Source organism: [Leptolyngbya] sp. PCC 7376, assembly GCF_000316605.1.
GTDB lineage: Bacteria > Cyanobacteriota > Cyanobacteriia > Cyanobacteriales > MRBY01 > MRBY01.
The window spans coordinates 4631797-4651897 of sequence record NC_019683.1; the positions used below are offsets into that span (position 1 = coordinate 4631797).

Consider the following 20101-nt stretch of genomic DNA (forward strand, 5'->3'; position numbering starts at 1 on the left):
TCGAAATATTCATTGGCTTTAGTCCTCTACCCTTTAGCGATACTGAAACAAACCCAATTTCAACACGTAGGCATAACCAACAAAAAACATTACTAAAAACGGTAGGGAGAGAAAATGGCCATGATATAAAGCAAAACCAATCGTTATTGCTAAATACGTCAGCATTAGTAGCTCTAACCCAACAACCCAAGTTTTCGCACCTCGATATTTTTTAGTTTTCCAGGATTCAAATCGATTCACGAGACCATGCTTAGGCGTCCGAACAAATTCGGTGCCGAAACGCAGAAGACCGTCACAAACAGCTAAAGATTGATTGAGGCTCATGCCAATACCTAAACTAAGTAGAAAGAAAATGTGATATCCAAACCGCCATGGAGACTCTAAATCATTATTTTGAGCGCGCTGAGATACCCAGTAAAAACCAAATAGATTGAGTGTGGTGATTACAAAAATAGGTAGGTAAATGTACAAGCCATATTCCCATTGATGTTGGGAGATATATATTTGATAGGGCAAAGACAAAAGCAACAACACCATCAACAGAAGATAGTTGAAATTGTTTGTGAGATGTAGAAACGCTTCAAATTTCACGTGTAGCGGGATCTTGGCTCGCAACACCGACCCCAGAATTTTTTTTGCAACTTGGCTCGCCCCTTTGGCCCAACGAAACTGCTGCGATTTAAAGGAATTCATCTCCATGGGCAGCTCGGCGGGCACCACAATATGTGGCAAATAGATACAGTTCCAGTCTTTAAGCTGAACCCGATAGGAGAGATCGAGATCTTCTGTGACGGTGGTATGTTGCCAACCACCAGCATCAACAATTGCTGATGCTCGCCAAATTCCTGCCGTTCCGTTGAAATTAAAAAAACAGCCTGCTCGATTGCGTGCTGTTTGTTCGATGACAAAGTGGCCGTCTAGCATCAAGGCTTGGACTTCTGTCAGCAAAGAATATTTGCGGTTGAGATGTGCCCATCTTGCTTGAACCATTCCTACAGAAGGGTCAGTGAAATAGTTCACCATTTGTAAGAGCGTCTCGGGCTGAGGCACAAAGTCTGCATCGAAAATTGTGATCAGCTCACCTGTGGCTTGCTTGAGTCCATAGTCTAAAGCCCCAGCCTTAAAGCCTTGACGATGGGGCCGCCGAATATAGTGAATGTTGATCCGTTCTTGGAGCTGTTCGACTTTATTTTGACAGAGCCACTGGGTTTCGTCGGTGGAATCGTCTAATACCTGGATTTCCAGTTTGTCGGGGGGGTAGTGAAGCTCGGCGATCGCCTCAAGTAGTCGCTCCACCACATATAGCTCATTAAAAATTGGCAACTGGACTGTCACCTTCGGCAAATCAGCTTCATCAAACATATTGGTCGCTGCATAGCCAACCGTTCTGTATTTATAAAATCGCCACAGCATGACCAATTTATGAAAACCATAAATTGAAATCACTAAAAGAATGCTGAGATAAAGAACAGGTGTAAGGTCTAGAAGCACTTTAGATAACAATGCATTCATATTCGCGAGCAACTAGTTTGAAATGATGATGAACGAGGCTTCTCTGTCTAAATACAAGCGCTTAGAGATAGCCCCAAATAGCGGAGGCCTTTAGGCAATTAATGAGGCCAATTAAATGTAGGGTTATGACTGCTCATTGAGCGACCAATCGTAATTAGAGTATTTGACTTTGTAGTCTCCGGCTCTTAGGTAATCACTCTCTTCAGCGCTAATGTACTCGGTGATGAAGTTTAGAACTGCTCGTTCACCTTCATTCCCAGCAAAGCCTTCATCGGTGCCGAAGCTTGCAATCCAGTCTTCTTTAAACCAATCAAAAATTGCGGAAATACGTACTTCTCCTTTTTCGCGGTCAATCTCGAAAACTTCTTTTCTGCTTAGGAAAATTCGTACTTGGTCATCTAGCTGAGCGTCTAGATTTTCGGCAGTGTAAGGTTCTTGGCGTAGATAAGGGCAACTTACTGCTGCACAAACGAGGGCTGCATGGATACGAGGTTCGTTGAAATCGACGCGAAGAATATCGTGTTCAATATTGTTGAGCGTTTTCTCATCTTGCAAGATGCCATGACGATTGAAACGCCATACACCGGAAATATCCCTAATGCTTTCTTTAATGGGAGACTCATCAATAATTGCTTTGAGAGTGAGCGAGTTGTAAGCGTTGATTAGCAAGGCAATTTTTGCTTCTTCACTCCAGGTTTCGTAGGTGGCTGGATCGAGCTGTTGTAATGACGCGTTATAAGCGTCTAATTGTTGACGATTTTTTTGTAGGGTTTTGTAGTCCACTAAGCCTTCTGCATCAACATAAGTTGAAAGAACCTCCGCAAAGGTCTCTGTATCCGCATTTTCTGTGGTGCTATTCGCTGGTGTTTCTTGGGCGATCGCCGGACTAGAGGTCTGTGATGAAGGCGAGGCGAAACATCCGTTCACACCAATAAAGGCGGGAATCAACAGCGTCAACAAATATTGTTTTCTCATGATTAATAAGCAATTTTAAAAGAACTGGCTAACCTTTACTGAGCATAAATTCCTCACCTGTTACACAACTGAAAGCATCCTGATAAGGAGATAAGTTCTTGATGTTTTGTCACTGTAGAAGTCCACAACAACTTCTTAGTTATGGTTTTTTTGGCGCTGTATGCCGAAGAGAAATAGCCCAAGGAGAAATGGCCCCCAGAGGATACTTTGCTGCCAATAACTGAGTGACCAACTTTCCATTCCCAGCGCTAACTGATACGGCAGTGCAAAGTAGATAAACGCAGAGATGCTAATGAGTTGTATGCCCCAGTTGCGGCTTGATACGGCAAACGGTACAAGCCAAGTAAAGTACCAAGCATGAATAATCGGTGACAGCAGCATCAATGTGATCAAATAGTGTTCTGTAAATCGCCCAACTGACTTGAATTTGCGTAACCCCCACAAAAGGCTAATGAACAATGGCACTGCATAAATCCAGTTGAGCTTGACAGAGGCCGGCCATAAATAAGTCACCCATTGGGGAATCAAAGACGCACTGCGTCCATAGCTGACAAACGGCGAGGTGATTGGAACAACCGGGCAGCTCCAACCTTGGCAAAAGGGAAGTGCTGCAATTAAAAAGGGCAGAATTCCTAACAAAAGTAGGGCGATCGCCTTGCCCCAATTCTTAAAACGCCAATGCGATGTTTGTTCGTCTGTACTCGAAATATCTGCTGAGTGGACTTGCCGCCAAGCCAGAAATCCTAAAACAGGTAAGGACATCCATTTGGTTGCAATGCTCAGGCCTAGCCATAATACACTTTTGAATTTAGCCAATGTTAATTTATTCGGTGGCGATCGCCTTTTTCCTTCAGTTTCCGAATGGGGAGAATCCCAGTTCAACCAAGCAGCGACCAAAGCCAATAAAAACCAGCTATCGTAATGCCCACCACCAGCAAAGCTATAAATCACCAGTGGATTCCAGGCGTAGATCAAGCTGGCCTTATAACCAAAACGGCAACTAAGTAACCGACAAATTCCTAAGTCAGCGACCACAAAAGCTGACTTAAATAACAAGACAGAAGGACTCAACGCAGCTAACACCCGAAACCCTAGTTGTGTTACTGGTGGGTAAATCGCGGCATGGTCAGGATGATTAATTTTAGACCACCAATCAAAGCGCAAGTGATTAAGCACATCAGCATCTGGCGCTAGCAGATAAGGATTGAAACCGTGATTTTGCAAATGGCCTTCCCACAGATAACGCCAAATATCGTCACCGGGATACATCGCTAGTAAAAGTAAACGCGGGGCGATCGCCAACCCCCAAAACCAGTAACGATTGACTTTAGATAAACTATGACTGGCAAGGAAACCAATACTCATTAATCCCATCGCTACCCAGAAATGAGGAACAGCATTAGGGTCATTGAGAAAGTCCCCATTGGGAACTGCCCAGATACTCCCGACTAACATCAAGAGGGCGATCGCACCGAGTAATATTTGCTGCATAGACTTTTGTCTCACAAAAGCCTGCCATCGTTGCCAGAATACTTGACCTGTTTTTTGCCAATATAGTTTGGCAAGGGTCGCTAGAATCACTTGACCCGCTTTGACGCTACCTCGCACTGTACCGGATATCTTTGACTGTCCGCCCTGACGAGGCAAGTAGTTGACTGGCTGCTCACAAATTCTCAGACTGTTTTGCTGCCAATGTTCTGCGGCTTTGGCCTGCATCTCAACTGTCCAACCAAAGTCACGATTAGTCATTGCAAACTGTTCAAGAGTTTGTCTTCGAATTAAGCGGAGCGGCCCTAAATCTTCATAGGCATATCCCCAACCCAAATGAATCAAACGGGTTGCTAACCAATTGCCAAAATTTTGTATTGGAGTGAGTTGCGATCGCCCAGATGCAGTGCTCCGTCGATTACCTAAAATAAAGTCATATTGCGATCGCAACGATAGCAATTTCGGCAGATCAGAAAGATCATCACTGCCATCGCCATCACAAAATAAAATCCATTCAGCTTGAGCTACCTGAGGCGATCGTATGCCTCGCAAACACGCCTGGCCATATCCTCGACGAGATTCATGAAGAACAGTAGCTCCAGCTTGGGCTGCCAAAAACGGCGTGCGATCGCTGCTGCCATTATCAACAACACAAATCGTCTCTATGCCTTGCAACCTAAGCTGATGAATAATAGTCTCGATTGTTGCTTCCTCATTGAGGACAGGAATAACGGCAACAATATTTTTCAAAATAAAAAACTGACAAAAAGGAAAAAACTTATTGCTCAGCCTAGCACTTAAAAAATATTTCTTGGGTTGACGCTTTTACCGACTACAGAATAAACCTTGTCTAAAACGAGTTGGGTCTGGGCTCATCTTGGAGGGGACGGCGATCGCCACCATTTGTTGAGTGGCAGTTTCAGCATCTATCTTTGATGACAAATCCACACACTTACTAGCATTTCATTAAGGTCTTCGAGATTTTCTGCTACCGCTACCAACTTGCGGATGAACTAAAAAAAGATGAACAAAAACAGATCTTATACGGATAACTTTTCATTTGCAGACTAGATAAAAACTGCGGCGATCATCGAATCATCCATTCATTTTTTATAGGCGAAGGCCCTGCTTAATTTTCTGATCTTGACGTAAAAACAGCAAAACTAGGGCTTCAATATTCTCAAGCGTTTTGTACAACTCAATATCTGATAGCGGAAAAACATGACTAAATATGACTTTTTCTGGATTTTTTCTGCCAGCAAATTAGGCCATGATTGAGCCATTGAGATTATGAGACAACAATTGACCTCTTGCAAAAGGTTATATAGCAGCGAAGGAGAAGGTTAGGACATAGAACAGAAGGCTATTCTGATGGCATCGAACAAATCCTCAGTCTTCTTGATGAGCTTACTTACCTCCTTCTTTAACCTCCCCCAAAACTTCTCTATCTTGTTCAGGTGTGGTGAGTAGGGTGGCAAAAATATCACTTCACATCCTGCCTTCGCCACCAATGTTTGTATTCTTTCCTTTGGATGAACACTGGCATTATCCAGAATAATAATTTGACCCGGAATCAACTCTGGCACTAAGCAATCCTCTACCCATTGGCAAACTAAGGCGCTGTTGGCATAGCCCTCAAATACCATCGGTGCTATCTGCTCTCCCTCTCGCCATCCTCCAATCACGCTAACTCGTTCTGTACGATGACCTAACTTCTCTGCGATAAACCTCTCTGACTTATGGCAGTAGCCATACCCATAATCTAAGGTATTATCAAATCCACTTTCATCGATATATACGAGTCGTTCTTGGCCATACTGCTTCAGTTGTGCCACAAATGCTTTTTCTAATTCTTTATCTCTCTCTTGATATCGATAGGTCTTTTTTTTCGAGTAAATTCAATTTTCCGTAGAGCTTCACGTCTGGATGCATCACTAATAGACTCTGGCCATTTCTCCGCCATTTCCTTCTGGGTTAGATGCCCATATTCCTCTGCAAAAGCACGAAAAGCATCTAGATCATTAATCTTCGGTTGAGGGCCTCGACGGTAATCTGTCTTCGGAGCGACTGAACCGATTTTCTCTCGTCGTTTCAGCCACAGGTCTAGCGTATTTCGGCTAATACCAAAGAAGCGACAGATATCACTTTTTCGTTCACCTTTATCGAAGGCGGCAACAGCTTTTAGGCGTAAATCAAGACTATGGGGAGCAGGCATGGCATCTATGTTTATTACTTCTATCCTATTCTGTCTTAACCCACTCCTTGCCTGCTATAGCAATTCAAAATTGTAGAGACCAGCAATGAGATTAAGTCTTAATCCCCATCTCCGACGGCGGTTACGATATCGACTGGATAATATACGAAATCTTTTGAGCATTCTGAATACCATCTCAATGATGATTCTTTGAGCTGCTAAGAGCTGATTCTCTTGTTTCTGCTCCGCAGTCAACTCTCCTCCTCTAGGCTTTTTTTGAGGAGTGTGACTCCGCTGATGCCGCTTGTGTAGACCTGGATATCCAGCGTCGGCAAGGCAGAGTTGTCCCTGCTGAAAATGCACTCTACTCTTTTTGAGTAGTTTATTGTTCGGCTTCGGCAGAGCGGACATTGTCACTGAACAAGTCATTTAACTCTTGAACCTTCAGTAAATCTAAGACTCTTTGGGCTTCGAGAATCCGGTCTTCCTGGAGGAGTAAATCTGCCAACTCACTTGACCTCTTGCAAAAGGGGTGAGAGTAGGTAAAAAAGAGGAAAGTAACAGAGCCATAGCGATAAAAATGCCAACTTACGAACAGCTCCAACATTTATCTCCAGAACAATTCAGGAGAGCCTGTGGAGTTAAACTTCAGACCTTCAATCGTCTGGTAGAAGTCCTAGCAGAAGCTAAAGCAAAGCAAAAACCCGGTCGTCCCAGTGTTTTATCCCTGAAAAATCAGTTACTCCTCACCTTGGAATATCTGAGGGAATATCGTACCTCTTCTCCAAGCTATGGGGTGGTGGATTCTCAATCGGTGGATACCGCAACAATGATTCACCAAGATGTCGGTGTGGATGGCAACAAACGCATCAAAGGTCGTAAACGCCATGTGATGGTTGATAGCTTGGGCATCCCTCTAGCAGTGGTAGTCACCGCAGCTCATATCTCTGATATCAAAGGATTGCGATTCCTACTAGAGTGAGTTCAACATCTAGATTTAAATTTAGAGCGCCTCTATTTGCTCTATGTCGATGGAGGCTATCATGGCGCGAATCTCGTGCGCTGGGTGATGAATAGCTTCGGTTGGATATTGGAGGTTGTGTTACGTCCAAAAGAACAAAAGAGTTTTACTCCTCTACCAAGGCGATGGGTTGTAGAAAGAACCTTTGGCTGGTTTTATTGGTGCAGGCGTTTGAGTCGTGATTATGAATGTTCAACCGAAAGTGCAGAAGCTTGGATTTACATTGCCTCTATGCTTCTACTATTAAGACGATTAGCCTGAAACCAGACTTTTCAGACATCCTCTAATAACCGTGGCGAAAATGAAATCATCACCTTTAAATCAACACATTGTTCTTTCGACCTTAGGAGATCACCAGGATCAGATCGAACGGCTTGGTGTTAAATCCCTTGCACTATTTGGTTCTACAGCTCGTGGCGAAGCAAATAGTGGCAGTGATTTAGATTTTTTAGTGGGATTTGATGTTGAACTAACTTTTGATCTTTATATGGATTTAAAATTTCTTCTTGAAGATCTTTTTGAGAAAAATGTGGATCTCGTCATCAAAGAAGATTTGAAACCACAAATTAAAGAAACTGTTCTCGCACAAGCTATCTATGTCACGTAGTCTTCGCCTATATCTTGCAGATATTTTAAGCAGCATTAGCAAGATTGAAATCTATGCTGGCGACTTGAATTATGAAGAGCTATGTGAAGATGAATGCACCTTAGATGCGATTATCCATAATCTACAAATTATCGGTGAGACAGCCAAACAAAGCCCTAACGAACTCAGAGAAAATATCATCAAGTTGAGTGGAAAAGAATTGCCAGCTTAAGGGATATTATTGCTCACACTTATTTCAAGGTGAATACAAAAATTATTTGGAGCATAATACAAACTAAGCTGTCTCCTCTCAAAGCTTGTATTGAACAGATGCTAAATGACGAAACACTTCTTTGAGCTGACGCTTGATATTTGCAAACCATAACCAATCCTGTGAACAATCGTCACAAGGCAGATCTGCCAGAATCGCGACTGTTAACATTGCGGATAGATAAAATTTCACCGTGTTGATTGTTATATGTTTGATCGTCGTGTCAGTGGTGTATTGCTGCATCCGACCTCCCTTCCTGGACGTTTTGGGATTGGAGATTTAGGGGCGGAAGCCTATCGTTTTATTGATTTTTTAGCGAAGGGTGGTCAGCAGATTTGGCAAGTTTTACCCCTAGGCCCGACAGGTTTCGGAAATTCTCCCTATCTTTGTTATTCGGCGTTTGCGGGTAACCCGATGCTCATTAACCTTGAGTGGTTGGCATCTGAGGGTTTATTAGATCAAAGCGATCTGGATAATGCACCAGAATTTTCGGAAACTGGACTTGACTATAGTAAGGCGATCGCCTTTAAAATGCCCCTCCTCAAAAAAGCCAGTGAAAAGTTTCGCACATCAGCGACAGCGGACCGTAAAGAAGCCTTTATCGAATTTTGTGAAGATCAAACCTATTGGCTCGATGACTATGCGCTATTTATGGCAATTAAAGAAGCTAATGACGGTAAATCTTGGTTTCAGTGGGAGCCGAAATTAGCATGGCGCGAAACTGAGGCGATCGCCCTGAAACGAGAAGAATTAAAAGAAGCCATTTTCTTCCATAAATATATTCAATCCGAATTTTTCCGACAATGGTCTAGCTTGAAAGAGTACGCCAATGGCAAAGGAATTCAAATCTTTGGCGATCTGCCCATTTATGTCGCCCATGACAGCGCTGATGTGTGGGGACATCCAAAAATTTTCCGCCTCGATTACAAAACAGGTGCAGCGAAATGGATGGCTGGTGTACCACCCGACTACTTTAGTGAAACCGGACAACTCTGGGGAAATCCCGTTTACAACTGGCGCAACCTCGCCCGCACCAACTATGCCTGGTGGATTGAACGAGTGAAAACAATGTTGGCTTTTGTCGATATTATTCGTGTTGATCACTTCCGGGGCTTTGAGGGATTTTGGGCTGTGCCCAGAGGCGAAAAAACCGCGATGAATGGTCGTTGGGTCGGTGCCAAAGGCGATGAATTTTTCCAAATTCTGAAAGATACTCTCGGTGACTTGCCGATTGTGGCTGAGGATCTCGGTGTGATCACACCGGAAGTAGAAGCATTACGAGATAAGTACAAACTTCCCGGCATGAAAATTCTGCAATTTGCCTTTGATAGCGATCGCGCCAACCCTTTCCTACCCTTTAACTACGTCAACCGCAATTGCCTCGTTTACACTGGCACTCACGATAATGACACTACTGTGGGTTGGTTTGACAAACGTACCGAGGAAGAAAAATCTCGGGTCACAGATTACCTCGGTTGCGTTGGTGAAGAAGGTATTCACTGGGCCTTAATCCGCTTAGCAATGGGCTCTGTAGCAAATATCGCCATTTTCCCTTTACAAGATTTATTCGGGCTAGGGACAGACGCCAAAATGAATACCCCTGGCATCGCCGCTGGCAACTGGGAATGGCGGTATGATGCGGCTTCTCTCTCGGATGATTTAATTTGGAAATTCCGATCTGTGACTTATATGTATGGTCGTGATTCCGGCTATGAAGAACCGCAGGAAGAATGGGCCGAATCCTAAAAAAAGGGGCAGGTTGGCGACTGGGATGGAATCCGGATCCAACTTGTCCTTTTCAAGGGCTCGTGGGCACTGATGATTGGGCAGTGGAATTGACTGCTGCCGAATTTTCTGATTTTTGTCGGCTACTCACTCAACTTGCAGAAACTGTGGACGCGATCGCCCCCGAACTGATGGAAGAAGAAAAAATTGCGATTGAGGCTGAGAGTGATTTAATTTGGCTGGAAATCGAAGGCTTTGCAAACAGCTACAGTTTGCGGATGCTGATCTTACAAAATCGCAATGCCGAAGGTAATTGGTCAGCGTCTAATGTCCCGGCTCTCGTTAGCCTTGCTCAAATTTTTCATAAAACTCAGGAACTCCCACTGTGACGAGATCACAGATGTCTCTGAGAAATCCATTTAGAGTATTGGGCAACGAATCCTTCACTTTGCTGAATGCAACTATGGCTCAAAATTCCACCGAACAAAAGCTCGAAAGGCAAGTAAAAGAACTTTATCAACTTGCAAAAGAGCGATGTGATGATGAGTCTTTGCAGTTAGCCGTCGATGTCATTAAAACAATGCGGCGATCGCGCGGTAGCTTACAGGCTTGGAACCAGAGATATAGAGAGGGTATCGAATGTCTCCATGAAGATATTCAAGCCCAAGAAGATTTAAACCGTTCACTACAACGAGAGTTAAACCAACTCAGTGACGAGATGCGGGCAATGACTCTCGAAAAAAAGCGCATTCTTCAGGACAGGCGCAAGGCAATCCAACAAAAAGAATTCCTCACCCAGGAGTTGCGACAAATTGAAATTGAAGTGAATGTCACAGCGAAAAAAGTTCAATCCACTAAAAGTTTGTTTGGAAAATTTTCAATTATGTGGTCATTCTTTCAATCAACATTCTTCTCTGATGATCCGCAAGATTATGGTGTCATTGATAATTCTTTTGAGGCAGATCCAGAGAAACCGCAACTTGGTTCAGGGATCAGCGATATTCAGAGAGATTTATTAGATCGATAATTAGAACATTGTTGATAGTTAGGAGAGTTGTGATGTCAAGATTTAGCAAAATCATTGATCAATTAGAAGAACTGAACGAACAAGACCGAGAAAATTATCAGCAAGATGTAAAAAATACCTCTCAGATTTTTGCGATCACAGCCCATTTATATGAGCGATTGCATCAACTTTCTAACTCCCAAGAACAACCAAGAGTAGCGGTTCTACCATCACAAAAAATCACGAAAGAGTTCTTGATAGAAACGTTCGGGAATTATGACAAAGCGTACCAAGCTTACCAACAAACCCACGGAATTAAATGCCGCAAGGGTTGGAAAAATTTATTGCCTCTAATTCAGAATTTGAGCATTCCTGATAGCATTTCCTCTACAACAGAAGAACGCCTGAAAAACTTAGAGGAAAAAGTCGATCTACTTGTCGACATTTTATTGAATAGCGTTTCTAAAATTCCCAATAGTTAGCACCTAAACAATTACCTAAGTTTTTTTGCTGCTACCGATTAAATACAAAAGCGCCATCCGAACGGCGACACCATTAGTCACCTGTTCAGAAATCAAACTAAGGGCAGGATGATCCATGATGTCAGACGCCAACTCTACGCCGCGATTAACAGGGCCAGGATGGAGCACTTTTACGTCTGGCTTACAGGATTTTAGTCGTTTGGCCGTAATACCAAAGCCTTGGTGATATTCTCGCAAACTGGGCAATAAATGGGCCGTCATTCGCTCATGTTGTAGCCGCAAGGTCATCACAAAATCAGCATCGGTGATCGCCTCATCAATTTCCCAATGCACAAATAATTTTCCATCAGAACCCTGGGCAAAATCCCGAAAGAATTCTGGTAAAAGCGTCGGAGGAGCCGCTAAATGAACTTCCGCACCAGCCGCCATTAAACTCCAAATATTAGACCGTGCGACCCGCGAATGAACAATATCGCCAACAATTGCAATTTTTTTGTCTTTCAGAAGCGCACAAGAAGGATTATCGGGGTCAATCACCCGGCAAATCGTAAACAGATCCAACAAGGCTTGGGATGGGTGAGCATGGCGACCATCTCCTGCATTCAGAACACTTACACCAGATTTGATTCTGTCCATTTCTTGGGCGATCGCCTGAGGTACACCAGACTGCTTATGGCGAATCACCATAATGTCAGCACCCATCGCCAGATAAGTCTTAGCCGTATCGAGAATTGTTTCTCCCTTACTCAGCGATGAAGAACTCGGCGAAAAATTCATCACATCGGCTGACAATCGCTTTGCCGCCAACTCAAAACTACTGCGAGTCCGTGTCGAAGGCTCAAAAAACATATTCGTGACAACTTGGCCCTGTAACGCTGGCACCTTTTTCATCCGTCGCGAGAGCACATCTCGAAAACTCACCGCCGTCTGCAAAATCATATCTAGCTCAGCGACAGAGAAATCCATCAACGACAAAATATGTCGTCTCGTCCAAACCTGAGTTGTTGTCGTCATACTCATTCCCCTTCACCATCACCACAAAAAAAGAGGGCAGAAAATTTGCCCTCAATATCTTACCTAAATTGAAATATTGCTACTTCATTCAAATTCTGTGAATTACGCTGCATCAGTGTGAAAAAAGCTGAGGTGATACAAACTACGCTTCCAAGGGTGGGACTGGATTTCGCGAATTACAGCAGAACCAGACCATCCGGGAGTTTTTACTTCCACGAGAGTCTCATTGGGTGTCGCAGCCTTGAGCAAATTTAATGCTTCTTTGTAGTTCACAACAAAAGAATCAGACTCAGCACCCTTATGACCATAGAGGTTAATGGGAAGAAGACCATCACGACGGAGTGCACGGGGGTTAACGCCTTCAGGACGAGGCTTACATTCGATAGTTAGAGACATAGAAATGACCAGAAAAATAGAGGTTAAAAATAAAAAATTAATCTTGTGAAACCCGTAGTCTAAGCGACAGGCTCACCATTACGATCCAGCAGAGCCCGCTTTGGCCCATGGATTGGATCCTCGACGATAATCGTCTGTTCGCGCCCAGCACCTAAGGAAACAATGGCGATCGGAACATCCATAAGCTCTGCCAAAAATTTCAGATAAGCTAATGCTTCCTTCGGTAATTCTTCTAGAGAACGACAGTCAGAAGTTGGCTTGTTCCAGCCAGGCATCGTCTTATAGATCGGCTTGCAACGAGCAAACAGAGTAGCATTACTCGGGAAGTGTTTACAAGTTTCACCGTCAATATCGTAAGCCACACAGACTTTGATTTCATCGAGGGTGTCTAGTACATCGAGCTTAGTTACTGCCACACAGTCTAGGCCATTAATGCGAGCGGCATAGCGACCAATCACAGCATCAAACCAACCGCAACGGCGGCGGCGACCTGTGGTTGTGCCAAATTCTGCACCGATATCACCCAGTAGCTGACCAATTTCATCGTCTAGCTCAGTGGGGAATGGCCCTTCACCAACTCGGGTGGTATAGGCTTTCGCGACACCAATAACACGGTCGATAATTGTGGGGCCAACGCCTGCACCAACGCAAGCGCCACCAGCGATTGGGTTAGAGGAGGTCACATAGGGATATGTGCCGTGGTCAATATCGAGTAATGTGCCTTGAGCACCTTCAAACAAAACATTCTTTTTGGCTTTTACGCCTCTAGAAACTTTGAGGGAGCTATCAACGATATGGGGGCGAAGTTTCTCGGCATACTCGCGATATTCTGCGATTACTTCATCAGCATCGAGGGGTTCTACTTCGTAGAGTTTTTCGAGGATGATGTTCTTGTATTCGATCGTCCAACGGAATTTTTCGTCATCTTCGGCAAGGTTCATCAAATCAAGGATTCGAATACCTGTACGCTCAGATTTATCGGCATAGGTCGGCCCGATGCCTCGTCCAGTCGTCCCGATTTTGCGATCGCCCCGCATTTCTTCAGAGGCCTTATCAATCAGACGGTGATAGGGCATCGTAACGTGGGCGGTTTGGGAGATAAATAAATTATCGGTCGAAACGCCAAGCTTATGAAGCTGGGCAATTTCTTCTAAAAGCACTTTCGGGTCAATGACTGTTCCGGAGCCAATGACACATTCTGTATCTGGGTATAAAATGCCGGAAGGGATTAAATGAAGCTTAAAAGTTTGTCCCTGCACAACGACAGTGTGTCCTGCATTAACGCCCCCCTGAGAGCGTACGACAACATCGGCAGACTTACTAAGTAAATCCGTGATTTTTCCTTTTCCTTCGTCACCCCATTGGGCACCAATGACAACTACGTTAGCCAAGGGTTGGTTTCTCTACTAATTCACACAAACTACAATTATTGTGACTGTAATGATATTGTGTCAAGCTCTTTAGAAAGTTTTAAGCTCTTTTTTTATCAGAATTTCGGATTTAATCATGGACAACGCCAATCAAATTCCCGTAGTTATTAATGGTGCGGCAGGCAAAATGGGTCGCGAGGTTGTCAAAGCGATCGCCGGTGCTGAGGACATGCAGATCATTTCAGCCGTGGATAAAAATCCTGCGGTAATGGGTCAGGATGTTGGGGAAGTGGCAGGCTGTGGCCCATTGGAAGTTCCCATTGTTAATGATCTCGAAGCATCGCTTGTGATGGCAACCCAATCTCCAATTCAAGGGGTAATGGTTGATTTCACTCACCCTAGTGGCGTCTATGCAAATACCCGCGCGGCGATCGCCTACGGAGTACGTCCTGTCGTTGGAACCACAGGTTTAAGCGAAGAGCAAATCGAAGACCTTAAGGAATTTGCTGATAAAGCAAGCACAGGTGCTTTAGTTATCCCAAATTTTTCTATTGGTGTTGTCCTGCTCCAACAGGCATCACTCAAAGCGGCTCAATATTTTGACCATGTGGAAATCATCGAGCTTCATCACAATCAAAAAGCAGATGCTCCCAGTGGAACTGCCATTAAAACGGCACAGATGATGGCAGAATTGGGCAAACAATTTAATCCGGCTCAAGTGGAAGAAAAAGAAGAAATGGCTGGTGCGAAAGGCGCTGTTACTGATGACAATATTCGGATTCATAGTGTGCGTCTTCCTGGATTAATTGCCCACCAAGAAATGATTTTCGGTGCCCCTGGACAAATCTACACCCTTCGCCATGACACAAGTGATCGCTCGTGTTATATGCCCGGTGTATTACTATCTATCCGTAAAGTCACCGAGCTACAAACTCTTGTTTATGGACTTGAAAATATTCTTTAAATCTACTATTCAATACACTTAAAGCATGGTTGAGTAGTAGATTGGGAAATAGTGGTTCAATTAAGTATTTTAGGATATTAAGAGATAGCATTGTACTTCTCGGCTTCAAGAAAAAGATCAAAATCATCTCATGCTCATATGGAAATAATTAAAACAATTCAAATTAGAGATATTTCACCTTTTTACTTAGTAGGAAATACTCAAAATGACCGGTTTGTTGCACCAGTAATTGGGAAGGAAGGCTTCTGGGAAGCTCCGGAAACATTAGTAACTCTTCAATTAATAGAAGAAAACAATATTGTTTTTGATATCGGTGCAAATATTGGCTATTTTTCCATACTTCTATCACAAGCAGTTGGAAGATCTGGTAAAGTTTTTGCTTTTGAGCCAGATCGCGACAATTACAGATTTTTGAAAGCTAGTAGTATTCTCAACAATTGTGATAATTTATATTGTTTCAATAAAGCAGTTAGTAAAGAGAACGGAGTCGCACAACTTTTTATTGCATCTGATAATCTCGGAGATCATCGTCTTTTTACTACACCTGGTAGAGATAGTTATGAAGTTGAAACGATTTGTTTAGATAGTGATTATTCAGAAACACATGTTGATTTCATTAAACTTGATACTCAAGGCTCTGAATTTAATATATTGAGTGGCATGAAAAAAACAATTCAAAATAATCGGTCTCATTTGAGCTGTTTAATGGAATTTTGTCCTGGAATATTACTCAATAGTGGTGTTAGTGATGAAGCATTTTATTCCACTATCCAAGAATTAGATGCTAGGTTCTATTTGCCTGTTCCAAATGGGATCATGTTTGGAACAGACGAAAAGGGAAATAAAAAACTTTACAATAGTGAAAGGATGATCCTTGAGTATCTTGATCTGGATTCACTAAAACAAGTATTTGAGTACATGTTGTCTATGGGCGAATTATACCAAGATTTAGTTGTTTTTTTTAGTGACAGTGCAGAAAAGAAACATCTTTCAAAATTCAAAATAAGACCTTTTAGTGGCCATTGTTATTTTTAGGCAGCAAAGTATTTCAATCTTTTTTTCACTAGGGAATTAATTTGAATTTCATTTCTCTTTGAGAGAGAGAAGGAAAACCATCAAACTAAAATTATATATTTCCAAGAAAAATACAAATGCTCATCCCCATTACCCGCGAGAAATTTGATGAATTAATTCCACTCATTGCGAGTGCGGAACAGTATCAATATTACTGGGGAAAAACCGAAGATTTCTTACGACGAGCCTTGATTTCTTTTGTGCTAGTTGTACTAATTTTTATTGTCGGTTCAATTCTAGGAAAAGGGGCAGAGCCAATTCGGTTGATTTCTCAGATTGTTGGGGGATTGTATTGGTTTTGGTCTCCTATTTATTCAGCAAGTGTGCAAAATGCTCGTTATCGGCGTTTACCCTATTGCTGTTTTTGGCGCGGCAAAATTTTAGATGTTTATCTCACAGAAGAAATTGTTAGAACTCAAGAAGAGGTTGATAAGTTAGGACGACTTTTAAAGGTTGAAAATCGGGAACGTCGCATCAATATTGATGTGGGAGATAAGCTGGGATATCTCGCAAAGATCCAGGCTCCGGTTGAACCATCTCATCGTTCTCTTAAACCTGGTCAAGCGGTTGAGCTTTTAGTGCTTTCTAGCAATCGCAATTTAGATCGCAATATCCAAGTAACAGATGCTTATATTCCGCGTTTTAATCTATGGCTAGGGTTATACCCTTATTTACGCCGCGATGTGTTTTGGGATGTGCGAGAACAGCTCCGTTATCGATATGGCAAAAGTAAAAATAATCCACCGCCTCGCCCTAGACCAGGGTCTCGCTCGCGCCGTCCTCTACGCTTTTAGGTTTTCGGTTCAATTACCGCATAGAGCTTTTCTGCGGCAATGTAGTGGGCGATCGCCTCAATCACCACAGCGGCTCGACCTTCAATGCGGTATTGGGTCGATGAGACTGGGGGGGGGGTATAGTCTGCTTCCTGCCAATGGCTTTTTAGGGAAGAGAGCTTTTTTAGGGCTTCGGGCTGGATAGGATAACCTTTCCGCGGAAAAATCAGTAACGTAACCTGTTGGAGCAAATCTTTGGCGCGGTACCAACGATGAATTTGACTCGCAAGGTCAGCGCCAATCACGAGTAAATATTCGGCATCTTCTCCCCAAATTTCTTTGGCAATCTTAACGGTATTTAAACTGTGGCGATCGCCTAATCTCCCATCGAGGGAGACATTGTCGCAAGCGAGATCATCGATGAGCATTTGGAGCATGGCATTGCGTTGCTCAAGGGATGCACCATGGTCTTTAAAAGGATTATCGGCTGCCCAAACAGTCACTTTATCGTAGCGTTCACTTAGCCAACGCAGAATAGATTGGTGTCCAACAGTTGGGGGATCAGCGCTGGTTCCGAATAGGGCAATTTGGGTCATTTCGGTCTAGAAAAAAGGGTAGGGCGTCGGCGTAATTGTCGGGTCGAGGGGAAAGAAATTCAGGGGTTTGAAAGTGTTCTATCGCAGCTCGTCATCAAGGATATGACATGATGTGTGCTGAGGATGTTCAGATGAGTGTATATGAATTTACCCACTTGGATCACGGTTTCTCGCTTGGCGGGTGTACCTTTTTTGCTTGTTTTGTTAGAGAATCCAACTAATCAGCAACGATTGTGGGCGATCGCCATCTTTTTGGCTGTGGCGTTAACGGATTGGCTGGATGGCTATTTGGCGCGGAAATTAGACCAGGTAACTGATCTAGGGAAATTCCTCGATCCATTGGTAGATAAGCTATTGGTAACTGCTCCCTTGCTGGCCTTAATCCATTTACAAGAGATTCCGGCGTGGGGCGTGTTTTTGATTATTGCGCGGGAATTGACTGTTGCAGGTTGGCGAGTGACAGGCACGAAAAAAATTCAAGGGGCAAATATTTGGGGTAAGGCAAAAACGGTGACTCAAATTGCGGCGATCGCCCTGCTGATTTATCCGATTAATGCAACAGGAGAACTGATTGCTCTAGGTTTGTTCTGGGTGGCTGTGGCCTTGACTCTCATTTCGGGGCTGATTTACTTGCTTCCCCAAACCCCAGATGCCAGCCAAGAGCAACCAAGCGAAAGTGTTTAGCCGCAAATCAAGGACGGTGACATCGAGTAGATTGAAGAGGGTATAGCCGCCAAAGGCCATGAGATAACTAAACATAATCAGCTTTTCGGGTTTCTCGGTAAGACTTTGCCATGTGAAAACACCTTGCGCCAACACCCAACCGATGAGGCCAATTAATAGTCCCGCCGCCGGAATCCCCATTTCAGAAGTCAGCATTAAATAAAGGTTGTGGGGATGGCCGAGCCAGGTCTCCATTGCCGTTTCATAGGCTGGGGTAAAGCTACGTAAACCAAAGCCTGTGATCGGTCGTCGCTGAATCATATCGCCCAAAAATTGCCATTGGGTACTGCGTAAATCTGCCACTGGGCGATCGCCAGCAAACATTTGGTCGGAAAGTCTGCCCCAAAAATAAAAGGGAATCACTCGTCTGAGGCCATCTCGCCAAGGCGGTTGGCCAAAAGATGCGCCCAATACTGCAGCAAAAAATCCCCCCGCAAAAGCACAAATCCACCACCATCCGATATAGATGGCATAGATCAAAATTCCGAGAAAGGCGATCGCCCAAACATTGCGGGAGTTCGTCAAAATTAGGGCAACAAAATCTATGACCAGCGTAAAGGTGAGGTACAAAAATAGCTTAGATTGGGTGAATTTTTGCCATCGAAAATCCTTTAGCCATAACCCCAATCCCAACAAAAAACACATCAATAAATAGGCGGCGCAGATATTCGCATACATAAATGTAGAAGCGACTCGCCCGGCAGGATTACCAACTCCTGTTAATGCCCAACCGAAGAGTGACCAAATAAAATCTGGGGTTTTCCAGCCCAGCCAAATATCCGCCAATCCTAAAAGTGCCACGACACTAGAGGGCACAACAAATAGCCATGCCATGCGCTCCAATCGGTCAACGCGATCGAGGAGGTAGCTAAAGGTGAGAAAAAAGAGGAAAAAGGGCAAAAAATTCGCCATCCCCAAAAACGAATCGAGGGGATATGGGGAAATTGCGGTCACAAAAAATAGCCACAGGCTAATGCCCCCTAGCAGCCATGCCACCCGCTCTTGCAAAATCTGTTTGTAAAAATGTTTCGTGGAGCGAATGAGCTGAATCCCCACAAAAATCGCGCCCCAGCCCGGTGCTAGTGGAAATAAAAAAATTCCCAGCTCGGCAAGCACCGGTAAGCGACTATCGGGGAATAAATTCAGGTTTTTCATGGTGTAGCAACTAGGGGCGATCGCCTACAAATCCTAGCTTGTTCGCGTCTCACATTTAGGATTCTGGGATGTCGGTCACTTGGCGGGCAAGGTAGGCCACCGCAAAATCACCATTATCCGATTCGGCGAGCTTATCCCCCAGCACAAATACTTCTTCGGCTAGTTCTTTCCCTAATTTCTGGATCAACGCCTGCCGTTCACTGACGGAATGCTGTTGGTCTCGCACCTTATGTTGCCAATCGCTGGTAAATACATATTCGAGGCTGGTGTGGAGAGCGAGTTGCCGTAAAATCTCCCATTCCTGGCGATCGCACCAAAAGCCATTGCAGTCGGGACAGCGTTCTAAATAAAATGGTGTACCAACCGGAATTTTGACGCGGGAGAGATAACGGCGACATTCTGGACAAAGGGCAGCTCGATTGTCGGTTTCGCTGGGCGTAAAATTAGAGTCGAGTTTGAGGCTTGTATTGACGATGGAAGGTTTGTCTTGGGAACTTTGCCACGCCTGATATCGTTCTCCCGATAGCCAGTCTCCCTCGCATTTTTCGCAGTGATAACTGGTGAGGTCATCGCCCAACTCTAAATCACTCAATTCAATTTCTCGACACTTCGGACATTGCACGCTGCTCTTTCCCTCAGTTTACGCTCGTCATCCTCGTCATATCCTATCTCAAGGCGATCTCCTCAAAAAACAACTTTATACATCGAACTTTAGATTGCTCATCAATATGACTTTAATAAATAAAAAATTATGAGTTTAGAATTGAAAATCATAG

Annotated in this window: 20 protein-coding genes and 4 pseudogenes; 11 read left to right on the forward strand and 13 right to left on the reverse strand. The window is 43.9% G+C overall.

The window, feature by feature from the left end:
• Positions 1 to 33: 33 nt before the first annotated feature.
• The 7 genes and pseudogenes from LEPTO7376_RS20765 to LEPTO7376_RS28515 all read right to left on the reverse strand — a co-directional run bounded on the left by LEPTO7376_RS20765 (position 34) and on the right by LEPTO7376_RS28515 (position 6677).
• Positions 34 to 1512 (reverse strand): glycosyltransferase, encoded by a 1479-nt coding sequence (locus LEPTO7376_RS20765; protein WP_015136003.1) that lies wholly within the window; start codon positions 1510 to 1512, stop codon positions 34 to 36.
• A 123-nt stretch (positions 1513 to 1635) separates the two neighbouring features.
• Complete coding sequence (locus tag LEPTO7376_RS20770) at positions 1636 to 2487, reverse strand: DUF547 domain-containing protein (RefSeq protein WP_015136004.1); 852 nt, start codon at positions 2485 to 2487, stop codon at positions 1636 to 1638.
• A gap of 135 nt (positions 2488 to 2622) precedes the next feature.
• A complete protein-coding gene (locus LEPTO7376_RS20775; protein WP_015136005.1) occupies positions 2623 to 4725 on the reverse strand; it encodes a glycosyltransferase family 2 protein in 2103 nt (700 codons plus the stop codon).
• Positions 4726 to 4800: 75 nt separating this feature from the next.
• On the reverse strand, positions 4801 to 4923 hold the full coding sequence (locus LEPTO7376_RS28510) for a hypothetical protein (protein WP_264308925.1): 123 nt from the start codon (positions 4921 to 4923) through the stop codon (positions 4801 to 4803).
• Positions 4924 to 5318: 395 nt separating this feature from the next.
• Positions 5319 to 6190: pseudogene (locus LEPTO7376_RS29315) on the reverse strand (IS630 family transposase).
• Positions 6191 to 6244: 54 nt separating this feature from the next.
• The gene (locus LEPTO7376_RS20790; protein WP_051188837.1) at positions 6245 to 6580 is read right to left on the reverse strand and encodes an IS5/IS1182 family transposase; all 336 of its coding nucleotides are present in this window, start codon (positions 6578 to 6580) and stop codon (positions 6245 to 6247) included.
• Entirely contained in the window at positions 6552 to 6677 is a 126-nt protein-coding gene (locus LEPTO7376_RS28515; protein ID WP_264308926.1) for a hypothetical protein, read from the reverse strand. The genes LEPTO7376_RS20790 and LEPTO7376_RS28515 overlap by 29 nt, the downstream gene beginning before the upstream one ends.
• A 72-nt stretch (positions 6678 to 6749) precedes the next feature.
• On the opposite strand from LEPTO7376_RS28515, the pseudogene LEPTO7376_RS29320 reads away from it, so the two are divergent.
• From LEPTO7376_RS29320 to LEPTO7376_RS20830, 7 genes and pseudogenes are all read left to right on the forward strand, one after another.
• A pseudogene (locus LEPTO7376_RS29320) lies at positions 6750 to 7451 on the forward strand (IS5 family transposase).
• A gap of 40 nt (positions 7452 to 7491) precedes the next feature.
• Positions 7492 to 7797 carry a nucleotidyltransferase family protein gene (locus tag LEPTO7376_RS20805; protein ID WP_015136006.1) on the forward strand — a complete coding sequence of 102 codons (306 nt, stop codon included), beginning with the start codon at positions 7492 to 7494 and terminating at the stop codon, positions 7795 to 7797.
• Positions 7787 to 8133: pseudogene (locus tag LEPTO7376_RS28785) on the forward strand (DUF86 domain-containing protein). Before LEPTO7376_RS20805 ends, LEPTO7376_RS28785 begins: the two are co-directional and overlap by 11 nt.
• A gap of 121 nt (positions 8134 to 8254) precedes the next feature.
• On the forward strand, positions 8255 to 9793 hold the full coding sequence (gene malQ / locus LEPTO7376_RS20815; RefSeq protein WP_015136007.1) for a 4-alpha-glucanotransferase: 1539 nt from the start codon (positions 8255 to 8257) through the stop codon (positions 9791 to 9793).
• The gene (locus LEPTO7376_RS20820) at positions 9778 to 10161 is read left to right on the forward strand and encodes a DUF1818 family protein (protein WP_015136008.1); all 384 of its coding nucleotides are present in this window, start codon (positions 9778 to 9780) and stop codon (positions 10159 to 10161) included. The genes malQ and LEPTO7376_RS20820 overlap by 16 nt, the downstream gene beginning before the upstream one ends.
• Before the next feature lie 74 nt (positions 10162 to 10235).
• Positions 10236 to 10799 carry a hypothetical protein gene (locus LEPTO7376_RS20825; protein ID WP_041764270.1) on the forward strand — a complete coding sequence of 188 codons (564 nt, stop codon included), beginning with the start codon at positions 10236 to 10238 and terminating at the stop codon, positions 10797 to 10799.
• A gap of 32 nt (positions 10800 to 10831) precedes the next feature.
• Positions 10832 to 11260, forward strand: a complete 429-nt coding sequence (locus LEPTO7376_RS20830) for a hypothetical protein (RefSeq protein WP_015136010.1) — start codon at positions 10832 to 10834, stop codon at positions 11258 to 11260.
• Positions 11261 to 11275: 15 nt separating this feature from the next.
• Here LEPTO7376_RS20830 and LEPTO7376_RS20835 read toward each other — a convergent pair whose 3' ends face one another.
• The 3 genes and pseudogenes from LEPTO7376_RS20835 to LEPTO7376_RS20845 form a co-directional block, all read right to left on the reverse strand.
• A complete protein-coding gene (locus tag LEPTO7376_RS20835; protein ID WP_015136011.1) occupies positions 11276 to 12274 on the reverse strand; it encodes an aspartate carbamoyltransferase catalytic subunit in 999 nt (332 codons plus the stop codon).
• A 108-nt stretch (positions 12275 to 12382) separates the two neighbouring features.
• Positions 12383 to 12670 (reverse strand): annotated as a pseudogene (rplY, locus tag LEPTO7376_RS20840) (50S ribosomal protein L25); the annotation flags it as partial.
• A 59-nt stretch (positions 12671 to 12729) separates the two neighbouring features.
• Positions 12730 to 14061, reverse strand: a complete 1332-nt coding sequence (locus LEPTO7376_RS20845; RefSeq protein ID WP_015136013.1) for an adenylosuccinate synthase — start codon at positions 14059 to 14061, stop codon at positions 12730 to 12732.
• Between the two features lie 115 nt (positions 14062 to 14176).
• On the opposite strand from LEPTO7376_RS20845, the gene dapB reads away from it, so the two are divergent.
• The 3 genes from dapB to LEPTO7376_RS20860 all read left to right on the forward strand — a co-directional run bounded on the left by dapB (position 14177) and on the right by LEPTO7376_RS20860 (position 16872).
• Positions 14177 to 15004 (forward strand): 4-hydroxy-tetrahydrodipicolinate reductase, encoded by an 828-nt coding sequence (gene dapB, locus LEPTO7376_RS20850; protein WP_015136014.1) that lies wholly within the window; start codon positions 14177 to 14179, stop codon positions 15002 to 15004.
• A gap of 138 nt (positions 15005 to 15142) precedes the next feature.
• Positions 15143 to 16039 carry an FkbM family methyltransferase gene (locus tag LEPTO7376_RS20855; protein ID WP_015136015.1) on the forward strand — a complete coding sequence of 299 codons (897 nt, stop codon included), beginning with the start codon at positions 15143 to 15145 and terminating at the stop codon, positions 16037 to 16039.
• A gap of 116 nt (positions 16040 to 16155) precedes the next feature.
• The gene (locus LEPTO7376_RS20860) at positions 16156 to 16872 is read left to right on the forward strand and encodes a hypothetical protein (RefSeq protein ID WP_015136016.1); all 717 of its coding nucleotides are present in this window, start codon (positions 16156 to 16158) and stop codon (positions 16870 to 16872) included.
• On the opposite strand, the gene LEPTO7376_RS20865 is transcribed toward LEPTO7376_RS20860, so the two are convergent.
• Positions 16869 to 17447: a nicotinate-nucleotide adenylyltransferase gene (locus LEPTO7376_RS20865; RefSeq protein ID WP_015136017.1), complete on the reverse strand. Its 579-nt coding sequence runs from the start codon at positions 17445 to 17447 to the stop codon at positions 16869 to 16871. The genes LEPTO7376_RS20860 and LEPTO7376_RS20865 overlap by 4 nt on opposite strands.
• A gap of 141 nt (positions 17448 to 17588) precedes the next feature.
• On the opposite strand from LEPTO7376_RS20865, the gene pgsA reads away from it, so the two are divergent.
• The gene (pgsA, locus tag LEPTO7376_RS20870; protein ID WP_015136018.1) at positions 17589 to 18131 is read left to right on the forward strand and encodes a CDP-diacylglycerol--glycerol-3-phosphate 3-phosphatidyltransferase; all 543 of its coding nucleotides are present in this window, start codon (positions 17589 to 17591) and stop codon (positions 18129 to 18131) included.
• Here pgsA and LEPTO7376_RS20875 read toward each other — a convergent pair.
• Together LEPTO7376_RS20875 and LEPTO7376_RS20880 are read right to left on the reverse strand one after the other, a co-directional pair.
• The gene (locus LEPTO7376_RS20875) at positions 18024 to 19325 is read right to left on the reverse strand and encodes an O-antigen ligase (RefSeq protein ID WP_015136019.1); all 1302 of its coding nucleotides are present in this window, start codon (positions 19323 to 19325) and stop codon (positions 18024 to 18026) included. The genes pgsA and LEPTO7376_RS20875 overlap by 108 nt on opposite strands.
• A 55-nt stretch (positions 19326 to 19380) precedes the next feature.
• Positions 19381 to 19947, reverse strand: coding sequence for a zf-TFIIB domain-containing protein (locus LEPTO7376_RS20880; protein ID WP_015136020.1), 567 nt, complete (start codon positions 19945 to 19947; stop codon positions 19381 to 19383).
• Between the last annotated feature and the right edge of the window lie 154 nt (positions 19948 to 20101).